Origin of the sequence: Stenotrophomonas maltophilia group sp. msm4 (assembly GCF_032025605.1) — a bacterium.
GTDB lineage: Bacteria > Pseudomonadota > Gammaproteobacteria > Xanthomonadales > Xanthomonadaceae > Stenotrophomonas > Stenotrophomonas sepilia.
In genome coordinates this window covers 250,440-270,122 of record NZ_JAVSKK010000001.1, presented here as the reverse complement: position 1 = coordinate 270,122, position 19,683 = coordinate 250,440, and the positions used below count along the sequence as shown (strand labels likewise).

Genomic DNA, 19,683 nt, shown 5'->3' with positions numbered 1-19,683 from the left:
ATCGACGCCGGCCTGCGGTCAGAAGCCGAAGCGCAGGCTGGCCCAGTACGCGCGGCCCGGCTCGTTGTAGGTCGCCGCCCCGGCATCACTGCTGTTGGCCTCGCGGAACAGGCGCTTGTCGGCCAGGTTGTTCACGCCGAAGCCGAAGCTAACCGTCTCGGTCACCTTGTAGCGCGCGCTCACGCCCCAGATGTTGTACGCGCCACGATCCTGCAGCGCGATCGATGCATCGCAGCTGCCGGTGCAGCGCGGGTCGTTGTTGATGTTGGTCGTGGCCGGTTCCTGCTTGCCGTAGAAGGTGCCGGTCAGCAGCACGGACAGCCTGTCGGTGGCCTGCCAGTCCAGCATGGTGTTGATCGTGTACTTCGGGATCACCGACAACGGCTGGTGCGTGGTCTTGTTCTCGTTTTCCACCATGTAGGTGAAGTTGTTGCTCCACTTCAGGCGGTTGCCCTGCTCGCCCAGCAGCGGAATGACCAGGTTGCCTTCCAGCCCCTGCACGATCGCCTTCGGCGCGTTCTCCCAGCGGAAGATGCGGCCCTTGGTGTCGGCGGTCAGCCCGATCTGGGTGTAGCCGGCCTGGATCTTGTCCTTGTAATCGTTGTGGAAGTAGGTCAACGACGCCTGCCAGCCGCTCTGCGGTGCCCACTCGATGCCCAGTTCCTTGTTCAGGCTGGTTTCCGCCTTCAGGTCTGCGTTGCCGCGCATGTAGCAACCGGCGCCCAGGCTCGGCAGCGCATTCGGGCAGCCGTTGCCACGGGTGTAGTACAGATAGTCCGGATTCGACTGGTACAGGTTCGGCGCCTTGAACGCGCGGGCGATGCCGCCCTTCACCACCCAGTCGCTGTTGATGCGGAACTGCGCATTGAGGCTGGGGCTGGTGTTGTTGCCGAACTGGCTGTGGTGGTCAAAGCGCAGGCCCGGGGTAACGATCCAGCGCTCACCCAGGTAGATGTTGTCTTCCACGAACACCGCCGTGGTCTGCGCATCGGCCTTGCCGCGCGCACGATCGGCCGACAGCCCCGGGATGCCACCGCCGCTGCTGCTGGACTGGCTCATCGAATAAGGGTCGGTCAGCCGGCTGTCCAGGTATTCAAAGCCCAACGTCCAGATGTTCTCGGCGCCGCCCAGCGTGGTCGGGAAGCTCACTTCGCCATCCAGCTGGTAGTTGCGCAGGCGCGAGGTCGACCAGTCGGTGCCGTTGAAGCTGCCCTCCGGGCCACCGGCCAGGCCTTCATTGATGCGTGAGTTGTTCACCGCCTCCACCGCCGCGGTCACCCGCGAGGTCACATCGCCCCAACGGCCACGATGGGTGACCGCGCCGGTGTTGCGGTACATGCGGTTGGTTTCCGCCTTGCCGTCGGCCAGCGCAGCCAGATCGATGCCGGTCGAAGTACCCGTGGTGCTGACCGCGCGGTCGCCGGCATAGATGTTGCCCTGGCGGCTGGTGCCGGCCTCGAACTCGACCACCTGGTCGGCGGTCACGTCCCAGCGCAGCAGCGCGTTGATGTCGCGGTTCTTGACGCCCTCGCGGCCAGCCGGTGGCACTGCGTTCGGCTGGGCGGCGTACTGGCGGTTGAGATCGAGTGAATCGGCGTCGGTCTTGTTGAGGTTGCCGTACAGGCGGAACGACAGCGTGTCGGTCATCGGCCCACTCAGCTGCAGGCCGACGCGCTCGCTGCCACCTTCGGCGCTGTGTTCGGGCACCAGCCCGTACAGGTCGACCGCACCGGTCAGGTCGCCGGTCGGGCGCTTGGTGATGATGTTGACCACGCCACCGGAAGCACCGGAGCCATAGCGTGCCGCCGCCGGTCCGCGCAGCACTTCGATGCGCTCGATCATCTCCGCCGGCACCCAGTTGGTGTCGCCGCGCGTGTTGCGCTCGCCACTGCGGCCCATGCGCACGGCATCGCGCGCACCGATGCGCTTGCCGTCGACCAGGATCAGGGTGTTTTCCGGGCCCATGCCGCGCAGGTCGATCTGGCGGTTGTTGCCGTACTGGCCCGAGGCGCTGTTGCCGGTGAGGTTGACGCCCGGCATGGTGCGCAGCAGTTCGGCGATGTCGTTGGCCGGTGGGCGCCTGGCGATGTCCTCGGCGGTGATGGTCGAGGTACCCAACGCCTGGCGGGCAATCTGCGAGGCGGTGACGTGCACCGTGTCGATATCGGTGGCGTCGGCTTCAGCCTGGGCGGTCAGGGCGCTGCCCGCCAGCAGGGCGGCAACGGCGAGCGCCAGCGGGCGCGGCGAGAGGACAACGGCAGGAGACATGATCTGGACCTTCTGGCAGGGCAACGGGGCCTCTGGCAAAGGGCTTGAGGCAACGACGAGGCGGAGGCGGAGCGTCGCTGCAGTCGCCTGCGGCCCGATCCGTGCGCGCATTCTCCCATCAATGCGAGTGATTCTCAAATGCGTTCGCTCATTGCTACCGCAGGCGTGATGTGGCCTGCGTGCCGGACGACCCTGCATCGCGCTTAAACTGGCCGGCTTGCCCACCATCAACCGCACGCCACCGCGGCCGATACCCGTGGTTTGCCGTACGCAGTCAGAGATCGACGTGGAACCACCCCAACTGGACGATGCCAGCCAGCCGCTGGCCGAGGCCTGGCAGCACTGCCTGCAACAGGCCGGCCCTGCCGCCACCGCGCTGCTGCACGCCGCCGCAACCGATGCCCCGCCGGCGCTGGCCCAACGCTTCTACGAAGTGCTGTTGCAGGACGGGCGTGCACGCCGCTTCCTGTCCCACGATCAGGTCAAGCAACGCCTGCAACCGGCCATGCAGCGCTGGCTGGTGCAGCTGCTGACCACCGATGCCGACGGCATTGCCGCCACCGTTGCCTCGCAACGGGTGATCGGCGATGTGCATGCCCGGGTCGGCATTCCGGTCGACCTGGTCACCCGCGGCGCGCGCGTACTCAAGCACGAGCTGTTCGTGCGCCTGCGCGACGACGCGCCCGACAGCGCCACCGCGTTCGCCGCCATCGACTGCCTCAGCGCGATCATGGACATCGCCATGGAAGGCATGACCCTGGCCTACACCCATGCACGTGAGCGTTCCACCCGCGCCGATGCTGCCTACCGGTTGTTCTCGCTGGTGCAGAATGTCGGTACTGAACGCGAGCGCCAGCGTGCACTGCTGCTGGACTGGGAGAACGCCCTGCTCTACGCACTCGCCGGCCACGTGCAGGCCAGCGAAAGCGCCAGCCTGGCGACCTCGGAATTCGGCCTGTGGTTCACCCACAAGGGCATCCCCAGCTTCGGCGAGAGCAGCGAAACCCAGCAGGTCGGCCAACTGATGGCCCGCATCGACGGCAACCTGCAGCGGGCAAACCATGACACCCCGGCGCAACGACTGGCGGTGCTGCCGGCCATTCGCGAGGACCTGGCCGCCATCCGTACCCTGATGACGCTGTTGTTCGAACGCATCGGTGAACTGGATGCCGGCAGCGATGCCCTGACCAACCTGCTCAACCGCCGCTTCCTGCCTACCGTGCTGCGCAGGGAGATCGAGCTGGCCACGCGCAACCGCACGCCGTTCTCGCTGCTGCTGCTCGACCTGGATCACTTCAAGGCGATCAACGACGGCCACGGCCACGATGCCGGCGACCGCGCGTTGCAGCACGTGGCCGGCCTGCTCGGCCAGCTGACCCGCGGCAGCGACTACCTGTTTCGCTACGGCGGCGAGGAGTTCGTGGTGGTGCTGGTTGCCGCCAGTGAGTCACAGGCCACGGTGATCGCCGAGAGCCTGCGCCGGCAGATCGCGCAGTCGCCAGTGGCACTGGCCAACGGCCAGGCTCTGTCGCTGACTGCCAGCATCGGCGTGGCTGGCCATGATGGCCACCCGGACTACGAACGCTTGATGGCACGTGCCGACGCGGCGATGTACGAGGCCAAGCGCAGCGGCCGCAACCGCGTGGTGGTGGCCAGCGCCGACCTGCAGGAAGCGCCGGGGCGGCGCGCGTTGCAGCGCTGAACTGGCGGAAATGAAAAATCCCGGTGGCGCGTAGAGTCGATTGTTAGTCGACTACCGCGCGCAGCGCGGAGCTTTTCGCCGTCGGAACGAGGAGCAGTCGACTAACAGTCGACTCTACCGATTCGCGCGCCAGCCGCTGCTTTCACCGCCCGCCTCCGCCACGCCGCCCACCACAGCAGCGCCAGCAGCGCGATGCCGACGCCCAGCAGGCACACGGCAGGCCAGCCGTGCCGGGCGTGCACCCAGGGCCCGGCAGCCGCACCGGCACCACTACCCACCGCATAGAAGAGCATGTAAAGCGCCACCAGGCGTCCATGCTGCTCGCCCGGCGCGCGCAGCAGCAGCGCCTGGTTCGAGACATGCAGCGCCTGCCCACCCAGATCGAGCACGATCACGCCCAGCAGCAGCAACGACAGCGACTGCGGTAGGCCCAGCAGCGGCCACCACGCGACCAGCATCAACAGCAGCGCGCCAAGACTGACCCGATCGGCAAAACCGCGGTCCATCCAGTGCCCGACCCGCGACGCCATCAATGCACCTGCCACCCCAGCCAGGCCGAGCGCACCGATGGCCGCAGTGGACCACTGCAGCGGTGGGGCCGACAGCGGCAAGGGGGCCGCCGCCCAGAACACGTTGAGTCCGGCATACAGCAGCAACGCCAGTGGACCGCGCTCGCGCAGCGTTCGATCCCGGCGCAGCATGCCCAGCATCGAGCCGATCAGGTCGCGCCAACGCGGCGGCACCACGGGTATCGGCACCGCCGGCAGGCGCCGCCACAGCAGTGCGGCCAGGGTCGCCATCAGCGCTGCCGACAGCAGATAGACTGCTTGCCAGCCGGCAATGGCCGCCACCGTGCCGGACAGCACGCGCGCCAGCAGCAACCCGATGAACACCCCGCCCTGCACCACCCCCACCACGCGCCCGCGCTGCGCGGCCGGAGCCATCGCTGCCGTGTAGGCGATCAAGCCTTGGGTCAGCGCGGTGCCCAACAGCCCGGCCAGCAGCAGGCCCGACAACAGCCAACCGGCCGTGCGTGCCGCTGCCAGCCACAGCAGGGCCGCGACCAGTGCCGCCAGCTGCAGCCGCAGCAGGTGCCGCCGGTCACCGCGATCAGCCAGCGGCAGCAACCCGAGCAATGCCAGCACGCTGCCGGCCTGGGTCGCGGCCAGCACCGCGCCGGCAACCGCCCGCTCCAGCGCGAAGGCGTGTGCAAGCTGATCCAGCAGCGGCTGCGCGTAATAGACGTTGGCAACGCTGGCGCCGGCGGCAACCGCAAGCAGCACCAGCAGGGGGCGTGGAATCGGCATGGCATTCGTCATCTGGTTTCATATTGAAACCAGATGCAGGCTAGCTACTTTGGTTTTAAACTGCAACCACATAGGACGGAGACCGCCATGCACGCAGACAGCCCCTGCCCCGTTGCCCGCAGCGCCGACCTGCTCGGTGATCGCTGGGCACTGCTGGTGATCCGCGATGCCTTCGACGGCGTCAGCCGCTTCGGCGACTTCCAGCGCAGCCTGGGCGCCGCCCGCAACATCCTCAGCGATCGCCTGCGCAGGCTGGTCGAGGCCGGCATCCTGCAACTGCAACCGGCCTCCGACGGCTCGGCCTACCAGGAATACGTGCTCACCGCCGCGGGCCAGGCGCTGTTCCCGGTGCTGGTCGCGCTGCGCCAATGGGGTGAACGCCATCGCTTCGGTGCAGACGAAGCTCATTCGCAGCTGATCGAATCCAGCACGCGGCGACCGCTGCCGTACATGCAGCCGCGCGGGCGCGACGGTCGGCCCCTGCAGGCCGCCGCCACCCGTGTGCGCAAGCTCAGGGACGACGGGCACAGCGCCTGACCCGCCCATTCGCGCACACCGCGACCCGGTCGCGCCGGTTAGCATCGGATGTTTCCGCCGCCGGACAACGACGATGTCGCGCTATCGCTCTTCCCTGATGACCGCCCTGCTGCTGCCGTTGCTGGCCTGCAGCGCCGGAACCACGCAGGCCCGCGAGGTTGCCGCGCCCGCCGACCACGTGCAGGCCGATGGCCCCTATGTGTTCCGCCAGGGCGACCGGGTGCAGGCCAAGTGGATCTGCGCCGACAAGGTCGAATCGCGCACGCTTGCCTCCGGGGCAACAGGGACCGATATCGCACCGCGCTGCGGCTACGAACACACCGTGCATGTGGCTGCGCCGAATGCAGCCTCGGTCTCGGTGCTGCCGGCCACACCGCGCATCGTCGCGCTGTCCGACATTCACGGCCAGTACGGGTTGCTGGTGCGCCTGCTGCGTGCCCATCACGTGATCGACGCGCAGGATCGCTGGGCGCTGGGCAAGGACACGCTGGTCATCGCCGGCGACGTGTTCGACCGCGGCCCGCAGGTGACCGAGGCGTTCTGGCTGCTCTACGGCCTGCAGCAGCAGGCGGCCGCCGCCGGTGGCGCCGTGCACTTCGTGCTCGGCAACCACGAAACCATGGTGCTGTACGACGACCTGCGCTACGTCAACCCCAAGTACCTGCGCAGCGCCCAGCTGCTGGGCCGCAGCTACCCGCAGCTGTATGGCGCCGACTCGGTGATCGGGCAGTGGCTGCGCACCCGACCGGTACTGCTGAAGATCGGCGATACCCTGTTCCTGCACGGCGGCATCTCGCCCGAGGCGGTGCAGCTGGCGCTGGACCCGGCACGCACCAACGCGGCCTACCAGGCCTCGCTGGGCCTGCCCAAGGCCGAAGTGAAGGCCGACCCGGCCACCGCACCGCTGTATGACGGCAAGACCAGCCCGATCTGGTACCGCGGCTATTTCGATGGCCGCCTTGACACCGCGGGTGTGCAGGCCGTGCTCGACCGCCTGCAGCTCAAGCGCATCGTGGTCGGCCATACGTCGATGCCACACGTCAGCAGCTTCCACGGCGACCGCGTGATCGCCATCGACAGCAGCATCAAGAACGGCGAGAACGGCGAACTACTGTTCATCGAGGAGGGCAAGCTCAGCCGTGGCCTGCTGGATGGCTCCCGGATGCCGCTGGCGCTGGGTGAGCCGGGGCTGCAGGACTGAATGGAGGGACAGCGTGACGGCGCCGGGAGGTGCCGGCGCGCTCCACCTTCACCCGGTTTGCGGCTACCCTTCGGCAGCCGAGAGGCCCGCCCGTCCAGCCGGTGGGCCTGACTGTTACAGGAGCCCCGCGCATGCGCGTTCTGATTGCTGAAGACGACCCGGACATCGCCTCCGGCCTGTGCGCCTCGCTGCGCCGGCAGGGGCACGTGGTCGACCACGTCGACAACGGTGCGCACGCCGATGCAGCACTGGGCTCGACCCAGTACGCACTGCTGGTGCTGGACCTGGGGCTGCCGCAACTGGATGGCCGCGACGTGCTGCAACGACTGCGCCAGCGTGGCGATGGCCTGGCGGTGCTGGTGGTGACCGCGCGTGACGGCCTGGCCGAGCGGGTGCGCGTGCTCGACCTCGGTGCCGACGACTACCTGGTCAAGCCGTTCGCACTGGATGAATTCGAAGCCCGCGTGCGTGCACAGCTGCGGCGGGTCACCAGCAATGGCAATCCGGACCTGCGCATCGGCCGCTTGCGCCTGGACCTGGCCGGGCACCGCGTATGGATCGACGACCAATCACTTGAACTGACCGCACGCGAGTTCGGCCTGCTGTCGGCGCTGGCGGTGCGTGCAGAGCGCATCGTGTCACGCGCGCAACTGGTGGAAGCGCTGTGCGACTGGGGCCAGGACCTGACCGACAACGGCCTGGACATCGCCCTGCACCGCCTGCGCCGCAAGCTGCAGCCGGGCGGCATGGGCATCCGCACCGTGCGCGGGCTGGGCTACATGCTGGAAGATGCGCAGGACGACAGCGCCCCGTGATCAGTGGACCGCCCAGCCTGCGCCGGCGCCTGCTCGCCTTCCTGGCGTTGCCGATGCTGGGCCTTCTCACCTTCAATACGATCCTGGCCTATTACGTTGCGCTGGACTATTCCAACCGCATCCACGACCGCAACCTGATCGACGACACGCACTCGTTCGCGCAGATGCTGAGCACCATGCCGGTGACCAGCGACCTGTCTCCGCAGGCGCGCTTCCTGATCGAGTACGAACCCGACGGCCATCGCTATTTCAACGTCGACAGCAGCCGCCAGGGGACGCTCAGCGGCAATGCAGATTTCAGTGCCTACGCGCCTTCGCAGGAATGCACCGGCGTGGACCCCACCCTGTACGATGGCATTCTCAACGGCCAGCCGGTGCGCATGGCCACCGTCTGCACGCTTGCGATGAACGATCCGCAGGACCAGCTGGCGGTGACCGTGGCCGAAAGCATGGCCGAACGACGCCAGCGCGCGCGCGAGATCCTGATGATCATCATCCCGCTGATGACCATGCTGGCGCTGGGCACTGCCGCGCTGGTCTGGTTCGGGGTGACCCATGGCCTGCGCATCCTGACCCCGCTGAGGACCCGCCTGGCACAGCGCCGCGGCGAACTGGCGCCGATCTCCGACGCCGACGTGCCGGAGGAAATCCAGCCACTGATCAGCACCATCGACGATCTGTTTGCCCGCCAGGCGGAAATGATCACCCTGCAGAACCGTTTCATCGCCGACGCCGCGCACCAGCTGCGCTCGCCGTTGGCCGGCATGGCCCTGCACGTGGACCAGGCACTGGCGCATGGTGACCCGGACACGGTGCGCGAGGCACTGCAGCACATCCGCCGGCTCAACCAGCGCACCGCGCGGGTCAGCACCCAGCTGCTGGCGCTGAGCCGGGCCCAGACCGTGCCGGAGACGGTGGAGGCACTGGACCTGTGCGAACGGGTGCCGCAGTGGGTCGGTACACGCGTGCCTGAAGCGATCCGCGATGGCATCGATCTGGGTTACCGCGGCAGCCCCCAGCCGCTGCGCGTGCTCGGCAACGGTGCCCAGCTGCAGGAAGCACTGGACAACCTGATCGACAATGCGCTGCGCTATGCCGGCCGCGATGCGACCGTCACCGTCGGCGTGCACGCGCTGGATGACAATGACGTCGAACTGTACGTGGAGGACAACGGGCCCGGCGTACCCGAGGACGTGATGCCGCGGCTGGGTGAGCGCTTCTTCCGCGCCCCCGGCACCACCGCCAGCGGCACCGGCCTGGGCCTGGCCATCGCCCACGAGGCGGTGGAGCACTTCGGCGGGCGCCTGACCTTCCTCAACCGCCCCGGCGGCGGACTCAAGGTCGCCATCACACTGCCGCTGCTGAAGGCCCCCTGACCCGGACCGGGGCGCTGAAAGGCTGGCGAAAATCGCGGTTGCGATCCTGACCCTCCCCACTGCCGTCCCGGAGCCGCCAGGTGACCGACTCGCACGACTTCTTCCTCCCCGGTGGCCCGCAGGGCGTGCTGCTGGTTCACGGCCTGACCGGTACCCCGGCGGAAATGCGCATGCTGGGCAAAGGGCTGAACAACGCCGGCTTCACCGTACACGGCGTGCAGCTGCCCGGCCATTGTGGCACCGTGGATGACCTGCTGGCGACCACCTGGGAACAGTGGTACCAGGGCGTGGAAGATGCGGCGGCAAGCCTGCGCGGCAAGGTCGACCAGCTGTTCGTCGGTGGCCTGTCGATGGGCGCGGTGCTGTCGCTGGCACTTGCTGCTCGACGACCGGACTGGGTGTCCGGCGTCGGCGTGTATGGCGCCACGTTCCGCTACGACGGCTGGAACATACCCGCTGTCGCCCGCCTCTCGTTCCTGCTGCCGTGGTTCAAGCGCTTCAACATCGGCCGCGACCGCATGTTCATGGAAGAACCGCCGTACGGCCTGCGCGACGAGCGCCTGCGTGCGCAGGTCAGCGCCGCCATGCTGTCCGGCGACAGCGCGGCGGCAGGCCTTCCGGGCAATCCCTGGCACGCGCTGGCCGAGATGCGTGCGCTGAGCAACTGGACCCGCCGCCACCTGCACCAGGTCACCGCCCCGTGCCTGGTGATGCACGCGCGCGAAGACGACGTGGCCAGCATGGGCAATGCCGAACTGGTGATGTCGCGGGTCAGTGGCCCGAAGGAACTGGTGGTGCTGGAGGACAGCTACCACATGATCACGATCGACCGCGAACGCCGCGAGGTGATCCGCCGCAGCGCGCGCTTCTTCACCGGGATCGGTGAACGCAGCGGCGTCCTCAAGGCGGTGGCCTGAGATGGGGGCACTTGCCACGCTGCTGTGGCTGGCCAATGTCGTGCTCGATACCGGTGGCCAGCTCGCCTTCAAGGCCGCCGCCAGCGACCCGCAGGAGGGCGAGGGACTGCAGCGCTGGAAGCACATGCTCAGCCGCCCCTGGCTGTGGATCGGCATCGCCTGTTACGTGCTTGAGTTCGTCGCCTGGATCGCCTTCCTGTCACTGGTTCCGCTGTCCAAGGGCGTGCTGCTGGGCTCGATCAACATCGTGGCGCTGATGATCGCCGGCCGCATCCTGTTCCGCGAGAAGCTCACGCCATTGCGGGTGACCGGGATGCTGCTGGTCACAGCCGGCGTGGCGGTGGTGGGGGCCGGCTCATGAGGCGCCTGTATGTGATCGGTTTTCCGCTGCTGATGGCCTTCGACACGCTGGCCCAGCTGTGCTTCAAGTACGCCGGTGAGGCGGCCCTGCCGGTCGAGGCCAACACCGCCTGGCTGCTGCGCGTGCTGTCGCAACCATGGGTGTACGGCGCCATCCTGGGCTACGTGGGTGCGTTCTTCACCTGGATGAGCCTGCTGCGGCATGCGCCGATCGGCCCCGCATTCGCTGCCTCGCACCTGGAAGTGATCAGCGTGCTGCTGCTGTCGGCGTGGCTGTTGAACGAGCCACTGACCCTGCACCACCTGGTAGGTGCGGTCCTGATCGTGGCCGGCATCGTCTGCCTCGGTCGCGCGGAAGCGGACGACCCGCACAGCCCCGCCGAAAGCACCTCGTGAGCGGGCTGCGATGAGCCTGTTCGCGCGCGAACTGCCACCGACCGCCGGCCTGCCGATGCAGGCCACCGACTTCCTTCCCGGTGGTGGTGACCTGCGCGGGATCCTGGCCAACCAGCTGGGCACGCCGCCGCTGCAGCTGACCTGTTCCGGCACGCACGCGCTGCTGATCGCCCTGCGCACCCTGCGCAAGCGCGCGCCCAGGCGCGACACGGTGATCATGCCGGCCTACACCTGTCCGCTGGTGCCGATCGCGGTGCACAGCCTCGGCCTGCGCGTGCAGCTGTGCGATACCCGGCGCGGCCACTTCGACTTCGATCCCGGCCAGCTCGAACGGTTGGCCGATGCGCGTACGTTGGCCATCCTGCCAACCCACCTCGGCGGTCGCATCGCCGATGTCGAACGGGCCTGCGACATCGCCAGCAGCGCCGGCGCCTGGGTCATCGAAGATGCCGCACAGGCGCTGGGCGCACGGGTGGGCAACAGCAGTGTCGGCCTGCGTGGCGACATCGGATTCTTCAGCCTGGCCGCCGGCAAGGGGCTGAGCCTGCACGAAGGCGGCCTGCTGGTCAGCCGCGATGACGAACTGCGCGCCGAACTGGCCGAGCATGCCGCCGAACAGGTGCGCTTCAACCTGCGCTGGGAGCTGCTTCGCAGTGTGCAGCTGCTTGGCCTTGCCGCCTGCTATCGCCCCTCGCTGCTGTCGCTGGTGTACGGCAATCCGCTGCGCAGCGCACTGCAGCGTGGCGATCTGGAAGACGCGGTCGGTGACATTTTCCCGCTGGACATACCGCAGCACCGGGTCAGTCGATGGCGACAGAACATCGGTGCCCATGCCGCGCGGCGATTGCCGGCGTTCCTGCAGGCCGGGCGCCTGCGCGCACTGCAGTTGCGCGTGCAGCTGGCACAACTGCCGGCGGTGGAGGTGGTCGATGGCCTGGCCGGCACCGGCGGCACCTGGCCGATGCTGATGCTGCTGCTGCCCAGCCAGCGCGCGCGCGATGCCGCGCTGGACGACCTGTGGCCGCGGGGCCTCGGTGCCAGCCGCATGTTCATCCATGCCCTGCCCGACTACGCCTACCTGCGTGGCATCGTGCCGCAGGAGGACGTGCCCAATGCACGTGACTTCGCCGCACGCATGCTCACCCTTGGCAACAGCGCCTGGCAGACCCGCGAGGAGACGGCCGAAATACTGCAGGTCCTGGCGCGCGCCTGACCCGCACGTGCATGCGTGGCCTGCGCTCCGCGCATTCATCCATGCATCTTCCTGAACGCTTTCCCAGCCCGTAAAAAAAGCCTTTCAACAGGAAAGGAACGAGAAAGGCGGCCTGCCTACATTGAGCCTGCCCCGGCATCGTGCCGGACGCTTCTTTCATCGACGGACCTGCCCATGCGCTGGAGCATCCTGTGTGACTTCGACGGCACCATCAGCCTCGAAGATGTCATCGACTCGCTGCTGGAAAAGTACGGCCAGCCGGGCTGGCAGGAACTGGAAGACCAGTGGAAGGCGGGAAAGATCGGTTCGCGTGAATGCATGCAGGGCCAGGTGCGGCTGCTGAAGCTGGACCCGGCCACGCTCGATGCCCATCTGGACCAGGTGCAGATCGATCCAGGTTTCGTCGCCTTCGTCGCTCGCACCGAGCAGCTGGGCCTGCCACTGCGCATCGTCAGCGACGGCCTGGACTATGCGATCCATCGCATTCTCGCCAACCACGGCCTGGCGCAGCTGCCGGTGGTGGCCAACCACCTGCGCTGGTGCGATGACCACTGGGAACTGGAATCGCCCTACCAGGCCGAAGGCTGCCGCAGTGGCACCTGCAAATGCGCCTGCGCCGCGCAGGCGCGCGCCAACGAAGCGCCGCGCGTGCTGATGATCGGCGACGGCAGTTCGGATTTCTGCGTATCCGAAGATGCCGACTTCGTGTTCGCCAAGCGCCGCCTGATCACCCATTGCACCCATGCCGGCATCGAGCATGCCGCCATCGACACCTTCCACGACGCAATCGCACTGCTGCCGCGCTTGCTCGATGGCAGCCTGCTGCAGCCATGTCGTCTCGACGCCAGCCCGCAGCCCGCCGCACTGCCCCTGCTGCTGGCCACCGCCTGAGCACTCCCTTGCAGGCGCGCTCCCCTGTTACCCCTTTCGAACGTCCTTCACGGAACCGAACTGCATGAACATTTTTGACAAGAACGCCGCCGCCGCTGCCTCCGATGCGCAGCTGCTGGCCGACGAAGCCCGCTACAGCTCCTTCGGCGATACCGTCCACTACGTCGATCCGCCTAAGATCTTCCAGCGCGGCGAAGGCAGCTACATGTTCGACGGCGCGGGCGTGCCCTACCTCGACCTGCAGATGTGGTACTCGGCGTGCAACTTCGGCTACAGCAACAAGCGCCTGAACGATGCACTGAAGGACCAGATCGACACCCTGCCGCAGGTCGCCAGCCAGTACCTGCACCCGACCCGCGTGCAGCTGGCCAAGACCATTGCCGTGGACATGCACGAGAAGTTCGGCCTCGACGGCCGCGTGCACTTCAACGTTGGCGGTGCGCAGGCCATTGAAGACTCGCTGAAGATCGTGCGCAACGCGCGCGGCGGCAAGAGCCTGATGTTCGCCTTCGAGGGCGGCTACCACGGCCGCACCCTGGGTGCGTCGTCGATCACCTCCAGCTACCGCTACCGCCGCCGCTACGGCCACTTCGGCGAGCGCGCGATGTTCATCCCGTTCCCGTACCCCTTCCGTCGCCCGAAGGGCATGACCCCGGACGAGTACTCCGACCACTGCGTGTGGCAGTTCGAGCGCCTGTTCGAAAGCGAGTACAACGGCGTGTGGGATCCCAAGGTCGGCCAGGCCGAGTACGCCGCGTTCTACGTCGAGCCGATCCAGGGCACCGGTGGCTACGTCATCCCGCCGCGCAACTTCTTCACCGGCCTCAAGCGCGTGCTGGACAAGTACGGCATCCTGATGGTCGTCGATGAAATCCAGATGGGCTTCTGGCGCACCGGCAAGCTGTGGTCGATCGAGCACTTCGGCGTGACCCCGGACGTGCTGGTGTTCGGCAAGGCGCTGACCAACGGCCTGAACCCGCTGTCGGGCCTGTGGGCGCGCGAAGAGCTGATCAACCCGACCGTGTTCCCGCCGGGCTCCACCCACTCCACCTTCAACTCCAACCCACTGGGCACCCGCCTGGGCCTGGAAGTGCTGAAGCTGGGCAAGGAAATGGATTACGAGCGCACCGTGCCGGAAAAGGGCGCGTACTTCCTCGACGGCCTGCGCGGCCTGCAGAAGCGCCACCCGGAAATCGGCGACGTCGACGGCCTGGGCCTGGCACTGCGTGCGGAAATCTGCCAGGCCGACGGCTATACCCCGAACAAGGAGCTGCTGGACCGCATGGTCGACATCGGCCTGGCCGGTGACCTGCTGCACGACGGCAAGCGCATGGGCCTCGTGCTCGACGTGGGTGGCTGGTACAAGAACGTGATCACCTTCGCGCCGTCGCTGGACATCAGCTACGAAGAAATCGACCTGGCGATCACCCTGCTCGACCAGGCGCTGACCAAGGCCAAGGGCTGAGGCCGATGCGCTGCCGGTTCCCGTGCCGATGGAAATGACGTCACGCGCATCCAGCACCGCGCTGGAACCGGCCGCGCTGCTGGAGGGCTTCCTGGCCAACCCGCCGCTCGGATTCGAGGCAGGCCGCCTTCCCAGCGGCCTGCCGACCTTCCGTGCGCCGCTGGACCTGACCACCACCATGGATGACGACCTGCGCGGCAGGCTGCTCGGCCTGCCGCTGTCGCGCCTGTGGCGGCCTTGGATTACCTGGAAGACGCGCTTCGTCGGTGCCACCAGCACCGAGTACACCCCGTTGCCGGCGCACGTGGCGCCGGAGGCGCTGGCCGAGGACGTGACGCGTCACGCGATCGGCGATACCCGGCTGCTGGTGGTGAAGGACCTGGCGATCGATTCACCGCTGCTGGACGACGCCGCCAACGCACACAGCGGCGCCTTCCTGCAGGCGCTGCTGACACGCGGCTTCGTCGAACTGGAAGGCATGCCGCTGGCCTGGGTGGCGATCGATTTCGATTCGCTCGACGAGTATCTCGGCCGCCTGTCATCGTCGCGCCGCAAGAACATCCGTCGCAAGCTCCGTTCGCGCGATGACCTGCAGATCGACTGCATCGCCACCGGCAACCCGGCCCTGGCCGACCCGCAGCTGCAGGCCGAACTGTACGCGCTGTACCTGGGCGTATACGCGCAGAGCGCGGTGCATTTCGACCAGCTCGACCTACCCTATTTCCAGTACCTGCTGGCCGACAGCCAGGGCCAGGGACGGATGTTCCTGTACCGCCACCAGGGCCGGTTGATCGGCTGGAACCTGTGCTACGTGCATGCCAGCAAGCTGGTCGACAAGTACATCGGCCTGGCGTACCCGCAGTCGCGCGAGCACAACCTGTACGCGGTCAGCTGGATGCATAACCTCGAGTACGCGCTGCAGCACGGCCTGAGCCACTACGTGGCCGGCTGGACCGACTCGCGGATCAAGGCCGAGCTGGGCGCCCGCTTCACCTCCACCCGGCACGCGATCCACGCACGCTCCCCGCTGCTGCGCGCCGCCCTGCGCAAGCTGGCCCCGCACCTGCAGGGCGAACCTGATGGAGGCGGTTGAACGATGCCGTTGCGTTCCCCGCTGATCCTGGACCTGGACGGTGGCGTGCTGCCGCTGCCACAGGCGCAGACCCTGGCTCTGCCGCAGTGGCACGATCCGCTGCGCTTCGCCTGCAGCACTGCCACCCTCGACCGTTTCGCCGCTGACGTGCTGGCACCGCTGCCGGCCCAGCTCGGAACCGTCATGCTCGGCAGCGGCGACTTCCACCACCTGAGCCTGCCACTGCTGCGCCGCATGCATGGGCAGGCCCCGTTCCAGCTGGTGGTGCTGGACAACCATCCGGACAACATGCGGTTCCCGCTCGGCATGCACTGCGGCTCGTGGGTGAACGCCGCCAGCAAGCTGCCGCAGATCTCGCACATCCATGTGCTCGGCATCACTTCCAGCGACATCGGCCTCGGTCATGCCTGGGAGAACCACTGGCGACCGCTGATGGGTGGACGCCTGACGTACTGGTGCATGGACGTGGACGTGGGCTGGGGCCACCGCCTCGGCATGGGCCGTGCGTTCCGACGCTTCGAGCACCCGGAGGCACTGGTCGCCGCGTTCGCCGCCGAGCAGGCCGCATCCCCGCAGCCGACCTACCTGTCGATCGACAAGGATGTATTCGCCGAGGACGTTGCGCGCAGCAACTGGGACCAGGGCCGCTTCCAGCTGGAACACGCACTGGTGGTGATCGAAGCACTGCGCGCCGGTGGCCTGGTCGGCAGTGACATCACCGGCGAAGTCTCGCTGGCGAACTACCAGAGCCGCTTCAAGCGCTGGCTGTCGTCGCTGGATGGCCAACCGGACATCAGGGCCGATGATCTTCCCGTCTGGCAGGCGCGTCACCAGCAGGTGAACCGCGAACTGCTGGCGGCAATCGCCGCCGCACCGACGGCCTGCTGACCGCGTCGGCAATGCCGGCCGTTGGCCGGCGTGGCTTCGGTAGTGCCGGCCGCTGGCCGGCAACCCCGTTGTTCCCGGGCTCACAGGAATGCCGGCCAGCGGCCGGCACTACACTGGGTTCCCACCTCGGAGCCGCCGCCATGCCCCAGACCGTCATCCCGCAACTGCGCATGCGCCACGCAGACACCACCCTGCCGTTCTACGTGCAGGGGCTGGGTTTCGTGGTCGACTGGGAACACCGCTTCGAGTCCGGCTTCCCGCTGTTCGCCCAGCTCACCCGGGACGGCCAGACGATCTTCCTCACCGAGCACAGCGGTGACTGCGAGGTAGGCGGCGCGGTGTACTTCATCGTCGACGACGTCGACAGCCTGTACCGCGCCTTCAGCGCCGCCAATGTGCCGATCGAGCAGCCACCGCATGACACCGACTGGGGCAGCCGCGAAATGCTGCTGCGCGACCCCGACGGCAACCGCCTGCGCTTTGCCACCCACCTGGACTGAACAACGCGGGCTTGAGGCGGATATACGAAACATATACGCTTCGTATATTACCACTCTAGGACCGCCGATGGGCATCGTCAACATCGATGACACCCTGCACGACCAGTTGCGCCGTGCCTGCACCGTCTCCAGCCGCTCGATCAACGCCCAGGCCAACTTCTGGATCCGGGTCGGCATGCTGTGCGAAATGAACCCCACGCTGAGTTTCCAGGACATCGTCGCCAGCGAACTGCGCGCAGCCGGCGTGCAGCCACAGGCGCTGGCACCCGGGCGGGCCTGACGTGGCGGTGATCAAGCAGCCACACGAAATCGCGCTGATGGCCGAATCCGGGCGCCTGCTGGCGCAGGTGTTCGCCGCGCTCGACCAGCTGCCGCTGCAGGGCCGCAGCACGATGGAGATCAACGAGTTCGTCGAACGCATGATCGTCGATGAACTGCAGGCGCGGCCGGCCAGCAAGGGCCAGTACGGCTTCCCGTATGTGCTCAACACCTCGATCGACAACGTGGTCTGCCACGGCGTACCCAGCACCACCGACGTGCTGCGCAATGGCCAGATCGTCAACCTCGACATCACCCTGGAGAAGAACGGCTACATCGCCGACTCCAGCACCACCTACCTGATCGGTGAGGTCGACTACGCCGCGCGCAGGCTGGTGCAGACCGCCTACCAGGCGATGTGGAAAGGCATCGCTGCGGTGCGCCCCGGTGCACGCCTGGGCGACATCGGCCACGCCATCGCCCGCCACGCGCGCAGTCACGGCTACAGCGTGGTGAAGGAATACTGCGGCCATGGCATCGGCCAGGAAATGCACGAAGAACCGCAGATCCTGCACTACGGCCATCCCAAAACCGGCAGGGTGCTGGAGGAGGGCATGGTGTTCACCATCGAGCCGATGCTCAACCAAGGCAAGCCGGCCATCCGCCAGCAGCCGGACGAATGGCCGGTCTACACCCGCGACGGCAAGCTGTCGGCGCAGTTCGAGCACACGGTGGCGGTCACCCGCCACGGTGTGCGCGTACTGACCCTGCGCCCCGGCGAAGCGCCACTGTGCACGGTGGACGCGGCCTAGAGCGGACGCAACAGCAGTAGCGTGGCCAGGCAGAGCATGAACATCGCCACGCCTGCATCCAGCACCCGCCAGGCACTCGGCCTGCGGAACACCGGCTGCAACAGGCGCGCCCCATAGCCGAGCGAGCAGAACCAGGCCACGCTGGCCACGCAGGCCCCGGCGGCGAAGGCCCAGCGCAGATTGCCCGGGTAGCGCGTGGACAGGCTGCCCAGCAGCACCACCGTATCCAGATAGACGTGCGGGTTGAGCAGGGTGAACGCCAGGCAGGTCAGCAGCACCTGGCGCCCACTAGCGGCCTGCGCCTCGGCGGCTGCCAATACGCTGCCACCGCGCCACGCGCGCAGTCCCGCCTGCAGGCCATACCAGAGCAGGAACGCCGCACCACCGAAACGCAGCCCCTGCAGCAGCAGCGGCCACTGCAGCACCAGCGCGCCCATGCCACCGACGCCGGCCAGGATCAACGCGATGTCCGCGCCGGCGCAGGCCAGCACCACCCCGCCCACATGCCGCTGCTGCAGGCCCTGGCGCAGCACGAAGGCATTCTGCGCGCCGATGGCGATGATCAGGCCGACACCTGCGAACAGGCCGGCGGCGGTAGCGGCGATCCACATCAGGACAGGCCAGGCAGCGAGGGGACGCGCAGGGTGCGGCACCGCCCATGTTTAGACAATCTGATTTTTCTTTATCCTGTGCAGGAAAACTGAAGAGGCACCGGCATGGATCTGGTACATCCACAATTGGCCGCATTCGCTGCGGTGCTGGAAGAAGGCAGCTTCGAGGCCGCGGCACGCCGCCTGTCGATCAGCCCATCAGCACTGTCGCAACGGATCAAGGCGCTGGAAGACAGGCTCGGGCAGGTCCTGGTGGTGCGCCAGGCACCCTGCCGACCGACCGCAGCGGGGGAAGCGCTGCTGCGCCGGGTACGCCCGATGCAGGCACTGGAAGCCGAGGCGCTGGCCGAGCTGCTACCCGAGCGTGGCAACGACGCTGCCCGTACGCCCATCCCCCTGGCGGTCAACGACGACTCGCTTGATACCTGGTTCGTGCCCGCCATCGCCGACCTGCACCAGCGCCATGGCTACCTGTTCGACCTGCGCATGGACGACCAGGACCACACCCTGCAGTTGCTGCGCGATGGCAGCGTGCTCGGCGCAGTGACCGCCGAAAGCCAGCCGGTGAAGGGCTGCAACGTGCACCCGCTCGGCGCCATGCGTTACCACGCGATCGCTTCGCCCGGCTTCGCCCGTCAGTACTTCAACGATGGCATGCAGGCCGCGGCCCCTGGCGCGCGCACCGATGCTGGTGTTCAACCGCAAGGATGAACTGCAATGGCGCTTCGTGCGGCGCCTGACCCGCGCGCGACTGCAGCCGCCGCTACACTACCTGCCCTCTTCCACCGGTTTCGTCGAAGCCGCCGCGTGCGGACTCGGTTGGGGCATGGCCCCGGAAACCCTGGTCGCGCCCGCCGTGCGCGCCGGCCGCGTGGTGGTACTGGAACCCCGCCGCTGGCTGGATGTGCCGCTGTACTGGCAACATGCCGCCGTGCGCTCAAGCACGCTGCAGCACATCACCCAGGCGCTGCGCACTGCAGCCAGCGGCACCCTTCGTTGAGGACAATCGGATGACCGCAGACTCGGGCTTCACGCCGCGCGCACTACCGTTTGCGCACTTCTTTACCACTGGG

General features: G+C 67.6%; 19 protein-coding genes and 1 pseudogene. 17 read left to right on the top strand and 3 right to left on the bottom strand.

The window, feature by feature from the left end; genetic code table 11:
• Window positions 1-18: 18 nt before the first annotated feature.
• Complete coding sequence (locus ROV93_RS01285; protein ID WP_072166941.1) at window positions 19-2,268, bottom strand: TonB-dependent siderophore receptor; 2,250 nt, start codon at window positions 2,266-2,268, stop codon at window positions 19-21.
• Window positions 2,269-2,554: 286 nt separating this feature from the next.
• On the opposite strand from ROV93_RS01285, the gene ROV93_RS01280 reads away from it, so the two are divergent.
• Complete coding sequence (locus tag ROV93_RS01280) at window positions 2,555-3,970, top strand: GGDEF domain-containing protein (protein ID WP_072166854.1); 1,416 nt, start codon at window positions 2,555-2,557, stop codon at window positions 3,968-3,970.
• 101 nt (window positions 3,971-4,071) lie between these two features.
• Here the strand turns inward: ROV93_RS01280 and ROV93_RS01275 are convergent, their stop codons facing one another.
• Window positions 4,072-5,277, bottom strand: a complete 1,206-nt coding sequence (locus tag ROV93_RS01275; protein WP_255299096.1) for an MFS transporter — start codon at window positions 5,275-5,277, stop codon at window positions 4,072-4,074.
• Window positions 5,278-5,364: 87 nt separating this feature from the next.
• Here ROV93_RS01275 and ROV93_RS01270 point away from each other — a divergent pair, with 87 nt between their 5' ends.
• From ROV93_RS01270 to map, 15 genes are all read left to right on the top strand, one after another.
• Window positions 5,365-5,814 (top strand): helix-turn-helix domain-containing protein, encoded by a 450-nt coding sequence (locus ROV93_RS01270; RefSeq protein ID WP_072166856.1) that lies wholly within the window; start codon window positions 5,365-5,367, stop codon window positions 5,812-5,814.
• 73 nt (window positions 5,815-5,887) lie between these two features.
• Window positions 5,888-7,015 (top strand): metallophosphoesterase, encoded by a 1,128-nt coding sequence (locus ROV93_RS01265; protein ID WP_072166857.1) that lies wholly within the window; start codon window positions 5,888-5,890, stop codon window positions 7,013-7,015.
• Window positions 7,016-7,146: 131 nt separating this feature from the next.
• Complete coding sequence (locus tag ROV93_RS01260) at window positions 7,147-7,830, top strand: response regulator (protein ID WP_008265770.1); 684 nt, start codon at window positions 7,147-7,149, stop codon at window positions 7,828-7,830.
• A complete protein-coding gene (locus ROV93_RS01255) occupies window positions 7,827-9,206 on the top strand; it encodes an ATP-binding protein (protein WP_072166858.1) in 1,380 nt (459 codons plus the stop codon). The genes ROV93_RS01260 and ROV93_RS01255 overlap by 4 nt, the downstream gene beginning before the upstream one ends.
• 80 nt (window positions 9,207-9,286) lie before the next feature.
• On the top strand, window positions 9,287-10,123 hold the full coding sequence (locus ROV93_RS01250; protein ID WP_005415777.1) for an alpha/beta fold hydrolase: 837 nt from the start codon (window positions 9,287-9,289) through the stop codon (window positions 10,121-10,123).
• A 1-nt stretch (window position 10,124) separates the two neighbouring features.
• Window positions 10,125-10,484: an EamA family transporter gene (locus tag ROV93_RS01245; protein ID WP_021202495.1), complete on the top strand. Its 360-nt coding sequence runs from the start codon at window positions 10,125-10,127 to the stop codon at window positions 10,482-10,484.
• Complete coding sequence (locus ROV93_RS01240; protein ID WP_069139135.1) at window positions 10,481-10,879, top strand: DMT family transporter; 399 nt, start codon at window positions 10,481-10,483, stop codon at window positions 10,877-10,879. The genes ROV93_RS01245 and ROV93_RS01240 overlap by 4 nt, the downstream gene beginning before the upstream one ends.
• A 10-nt stretch (window positions 10,880-10,889) precedes the next feature.
• Window positions 10,890-12,092 (top strand): DegT/DnrJ/EryC1/StrS family aminotransferase, encoded by a 1,203-nt coding sequence (locus tag ROV93_RS01235; protein WP_072166859.1) that lies wholly within the window; start codon window positions 10,890-10,892, stop codon window positions 12,090-12,092.
• A 174-nt stretch (window positions 12,093-12,266) separates the two neighbouring features.
• Window positions 12,267-12,983, top strand: a complete 717-nt coding sequence (locus ROV93_RS01230; RefSeq protein WP_312538451.1) for an MtnX-like HAD-IB family phosphatase — start codon at window positions 12,267-12,269, stop codon at window positions 12,981-12,983.
• A 64-nt stretch (window positions 12,984-13,047) separates the two neighbouring features.
• Complete coding sequence (locus ROV93_RS01225; RefSeq protein ID WP_061479537.1) at window positions 13,048-14,448, top strand: aminotransferase class III-fold pyridoxal phosphate-dependent enzyme; 1,401 nt, start codon at window positions 13,048-13,050, stop codon at window positions 14,446-14,448.
• Window positions 14,449-14,476: 28 nt separating this feature from the next.
• The gene (locus ROV93_RS01220; RefSeq protein ID WP_072166860.1) at window positions 14,477-15,541 is read left to right on the top strand and encodes a GNAT family N-acetyltransferase; all 1,065 of its coding nucleotides are present in this window, start codon (window positions 14,477-14,479) and stop codon (window positions 15,539-15,541) included.
• A 3-nt stretch (window positions 15,542-15,544) separates the two neighbouring features.
• Window positions 15,545-16,429 carry a hypothetical protein gene (locus tag ROV93_RS01215; RefSeq protein ID WP_072166861.1) on the top strand — a complete coding sequence of 295 codons (885 nt, stop codon included), beginning with the start codon at window positions 15,545-15,547 and terminating at the stop codon, window positions 16,427-16,429.
• A 140-nt stretch (window positions 16,430-16,569) separates the two neighbouring features.
• Window positions 16,570-16,929 carry a VOC family protein gene (locus ROV93_RS01210; RefSeq protein WP_072166862.1) on the top strand — a complete coding sequence of 120 codons (360 nt, stop codon included), beginning with the start codon at window positions 16,570-16,572 and terminating at the stop codon, window positions 16,927-16,929.
• A gap of 67 nt (window positions 16,930-16,996) precedes the next feature.
• The gene (locus ROV93_RS01205) at window positions 16,997-17,209 is read left to right on the top strand and encodes a ParD-like family protein (protein ID WP_006425741.1); all 213 of its coding nucleotides are present in this window, start codon (window positions 16,997-16,999) and stop codon (window positions 17,207-17,209) included.
• 7 nt (window positions 17,210-17,216) lie between these two features.
• The gene (gene map, locus ROV93_RS01200; RefSeq protein WP_072166942.1) at window positions 17,217-17,999 is read left to right on the top strand and encodes a type I methionyl aminopeptidase; all 783 of its coding nucleotides are present in this window, start codon (window positions 17,217-17,219) and stop codon (window positions 17,997-17,999) included.
• Here the strand turns inward: map and ROV93_RS01195 are convergent.
• Window positions 17,996-18,610 carry a LysE/ArgO family amino acid transporter gene (locus ROV93_RS01195; RefSeq protein WP_072166863.1) on the bottom strand — a complete coding sequence of 205 codons (615 nt, stop codon included), beginning with the start codon at window positions 18,608-18,610 and terminating at the stop codon, window positions 17,996-17,998. The genes map and ROV93_RS01195 overlap by 4 nt on opposite strands.
• 105 nt (window positions 18,611-18,715) lie before the next feature.
• Between ROV93_RS01195 and ROV93_RS01190 the strand changes: the two are divergent.
• Window positions 18,716-19,610 (top strand): annotated as a pseudogene (locus ROV93_RS01190) (LysR family transcriptional regulator ArgP).
• The last annotated feature ends 73 nt before the right edge of the window (window positions 19,611-19,683 follow it).

What these genes read in the sequence shown, in the direction of transcription:
- ROV93_RS01285 (WP_072166941.1), bottom strand. Translation starts at nt 2,268, where the DNA reads ATGTCTCCTGCCGTTGTCCTCTCGCCGCGCCCGCTGGCGCTCGCCGTT.
- ROV93_RS01275 (WP_255299096.1), bottom strand. Translation starts at nt 5,277, where the DNA reads ATGCCGATTCCACGCCCCCTGCTGGTGCTGCTTGCGGTTGCCGCCGGC.
- ROV93_RS01270 (WP_072166856.1), top strand. Translation starts at nt 5,365, where the DNA reads ATGCACGCAGACAGCCCCTGCCCCGTTGCCCGCAGCGCCGACCTGCTC.
- ROV93_RS01265 (WP_072166857.1), top strand. Translation starts at nt 5,888, where the DNA reads ATGTCGCGCTATCGCTCTTCCCTGATGACCGCCCTGCTGCTGCCGTTG.
- ROV93_RS01260 (WP_008265770.1), top strand. Translation starts at nt 7,147, where the DNA reads ATGCGCGTTCTGATTGCTGAAGACGACCCGGACATCGCCTCCGGCCTG.
- ROV93_RS01245 (WP_021202495.1), top strand. Translation starts at nt 10,125, where the DNA reads ATGGGGGCACTTGCCACGCTGCTGTGGCTGGCCAATGTCGTGCTCGAT.
- ROV93_RS01240 (WP_069139135.1), top strand. Translation starts at nt 10,481, where the DNA reads ATGAGGCGCCTGTATGTGATCGGTTTTCCGCTGCTGATGGCCTTCGAC.
- ROV93_RS01235 (WP_072166859.1), top strand. Translation starts at nt 10,890, where the DNA reads ATGAGCCTGTTCGCGCGCGAACTGCCACCGACCGCCGGCCTGCCGATG.
- ROV93_RS01230 (WP_312538451.1), top strand. Translation starts at nt 12,267, where the DNA reads ATGCGCTGGAGCATCCTGTGTGACTTCGACGGCACCATCAGCCTCGAA.
- ROV93_RS01225 (WP_061479537.1), top strand. Translation starts at nt 13,048, where the DNA reads ATGAACATTTTTGACAAGAACGCCGCCGCCGCTGCCTCCGATGCGCAG.
- ROV93_RS01220 (WP_072166860.1), top strand. Translation starts at nt 14,477, where the DNA reads ATGGAAATGACGTCACGCGCATCCAGCACCGCGCTGGAACCGGCCGCG.
- ROV93_RS01215 (WP_072166861.1), top strand. Translation starts at nt 15,545, where the DNA reads ATGCCGTTGCGTTCCCCGCTGATCCTGGACCTGGACGGTGGCGTGCTG.
- ROV93_RS01210 (WP_072166862.1), top strand. Translation starts at nt 16,570, where the DNA reads ATGCCCCAGACCGTCATCCCGCAACTGCGCATGCGCCACGCAGACACC.
- ROV93_RS01205 (WP_006425741.1), top strand. Translation starts at nt 16,997, where the DNA reads ATGGGCATCGTCAACATCGATGACACCCTGCACGACCAGTTGCGCCGT.
- ROV93_RS01195 (WP_072166863.1), bottom strand. Translation starts at nt 18,610, where the DNA reads ATGTGGATCGCCGCTACCGCCGCCGGCCTGTTCGCAGGTGTCGGCCTG.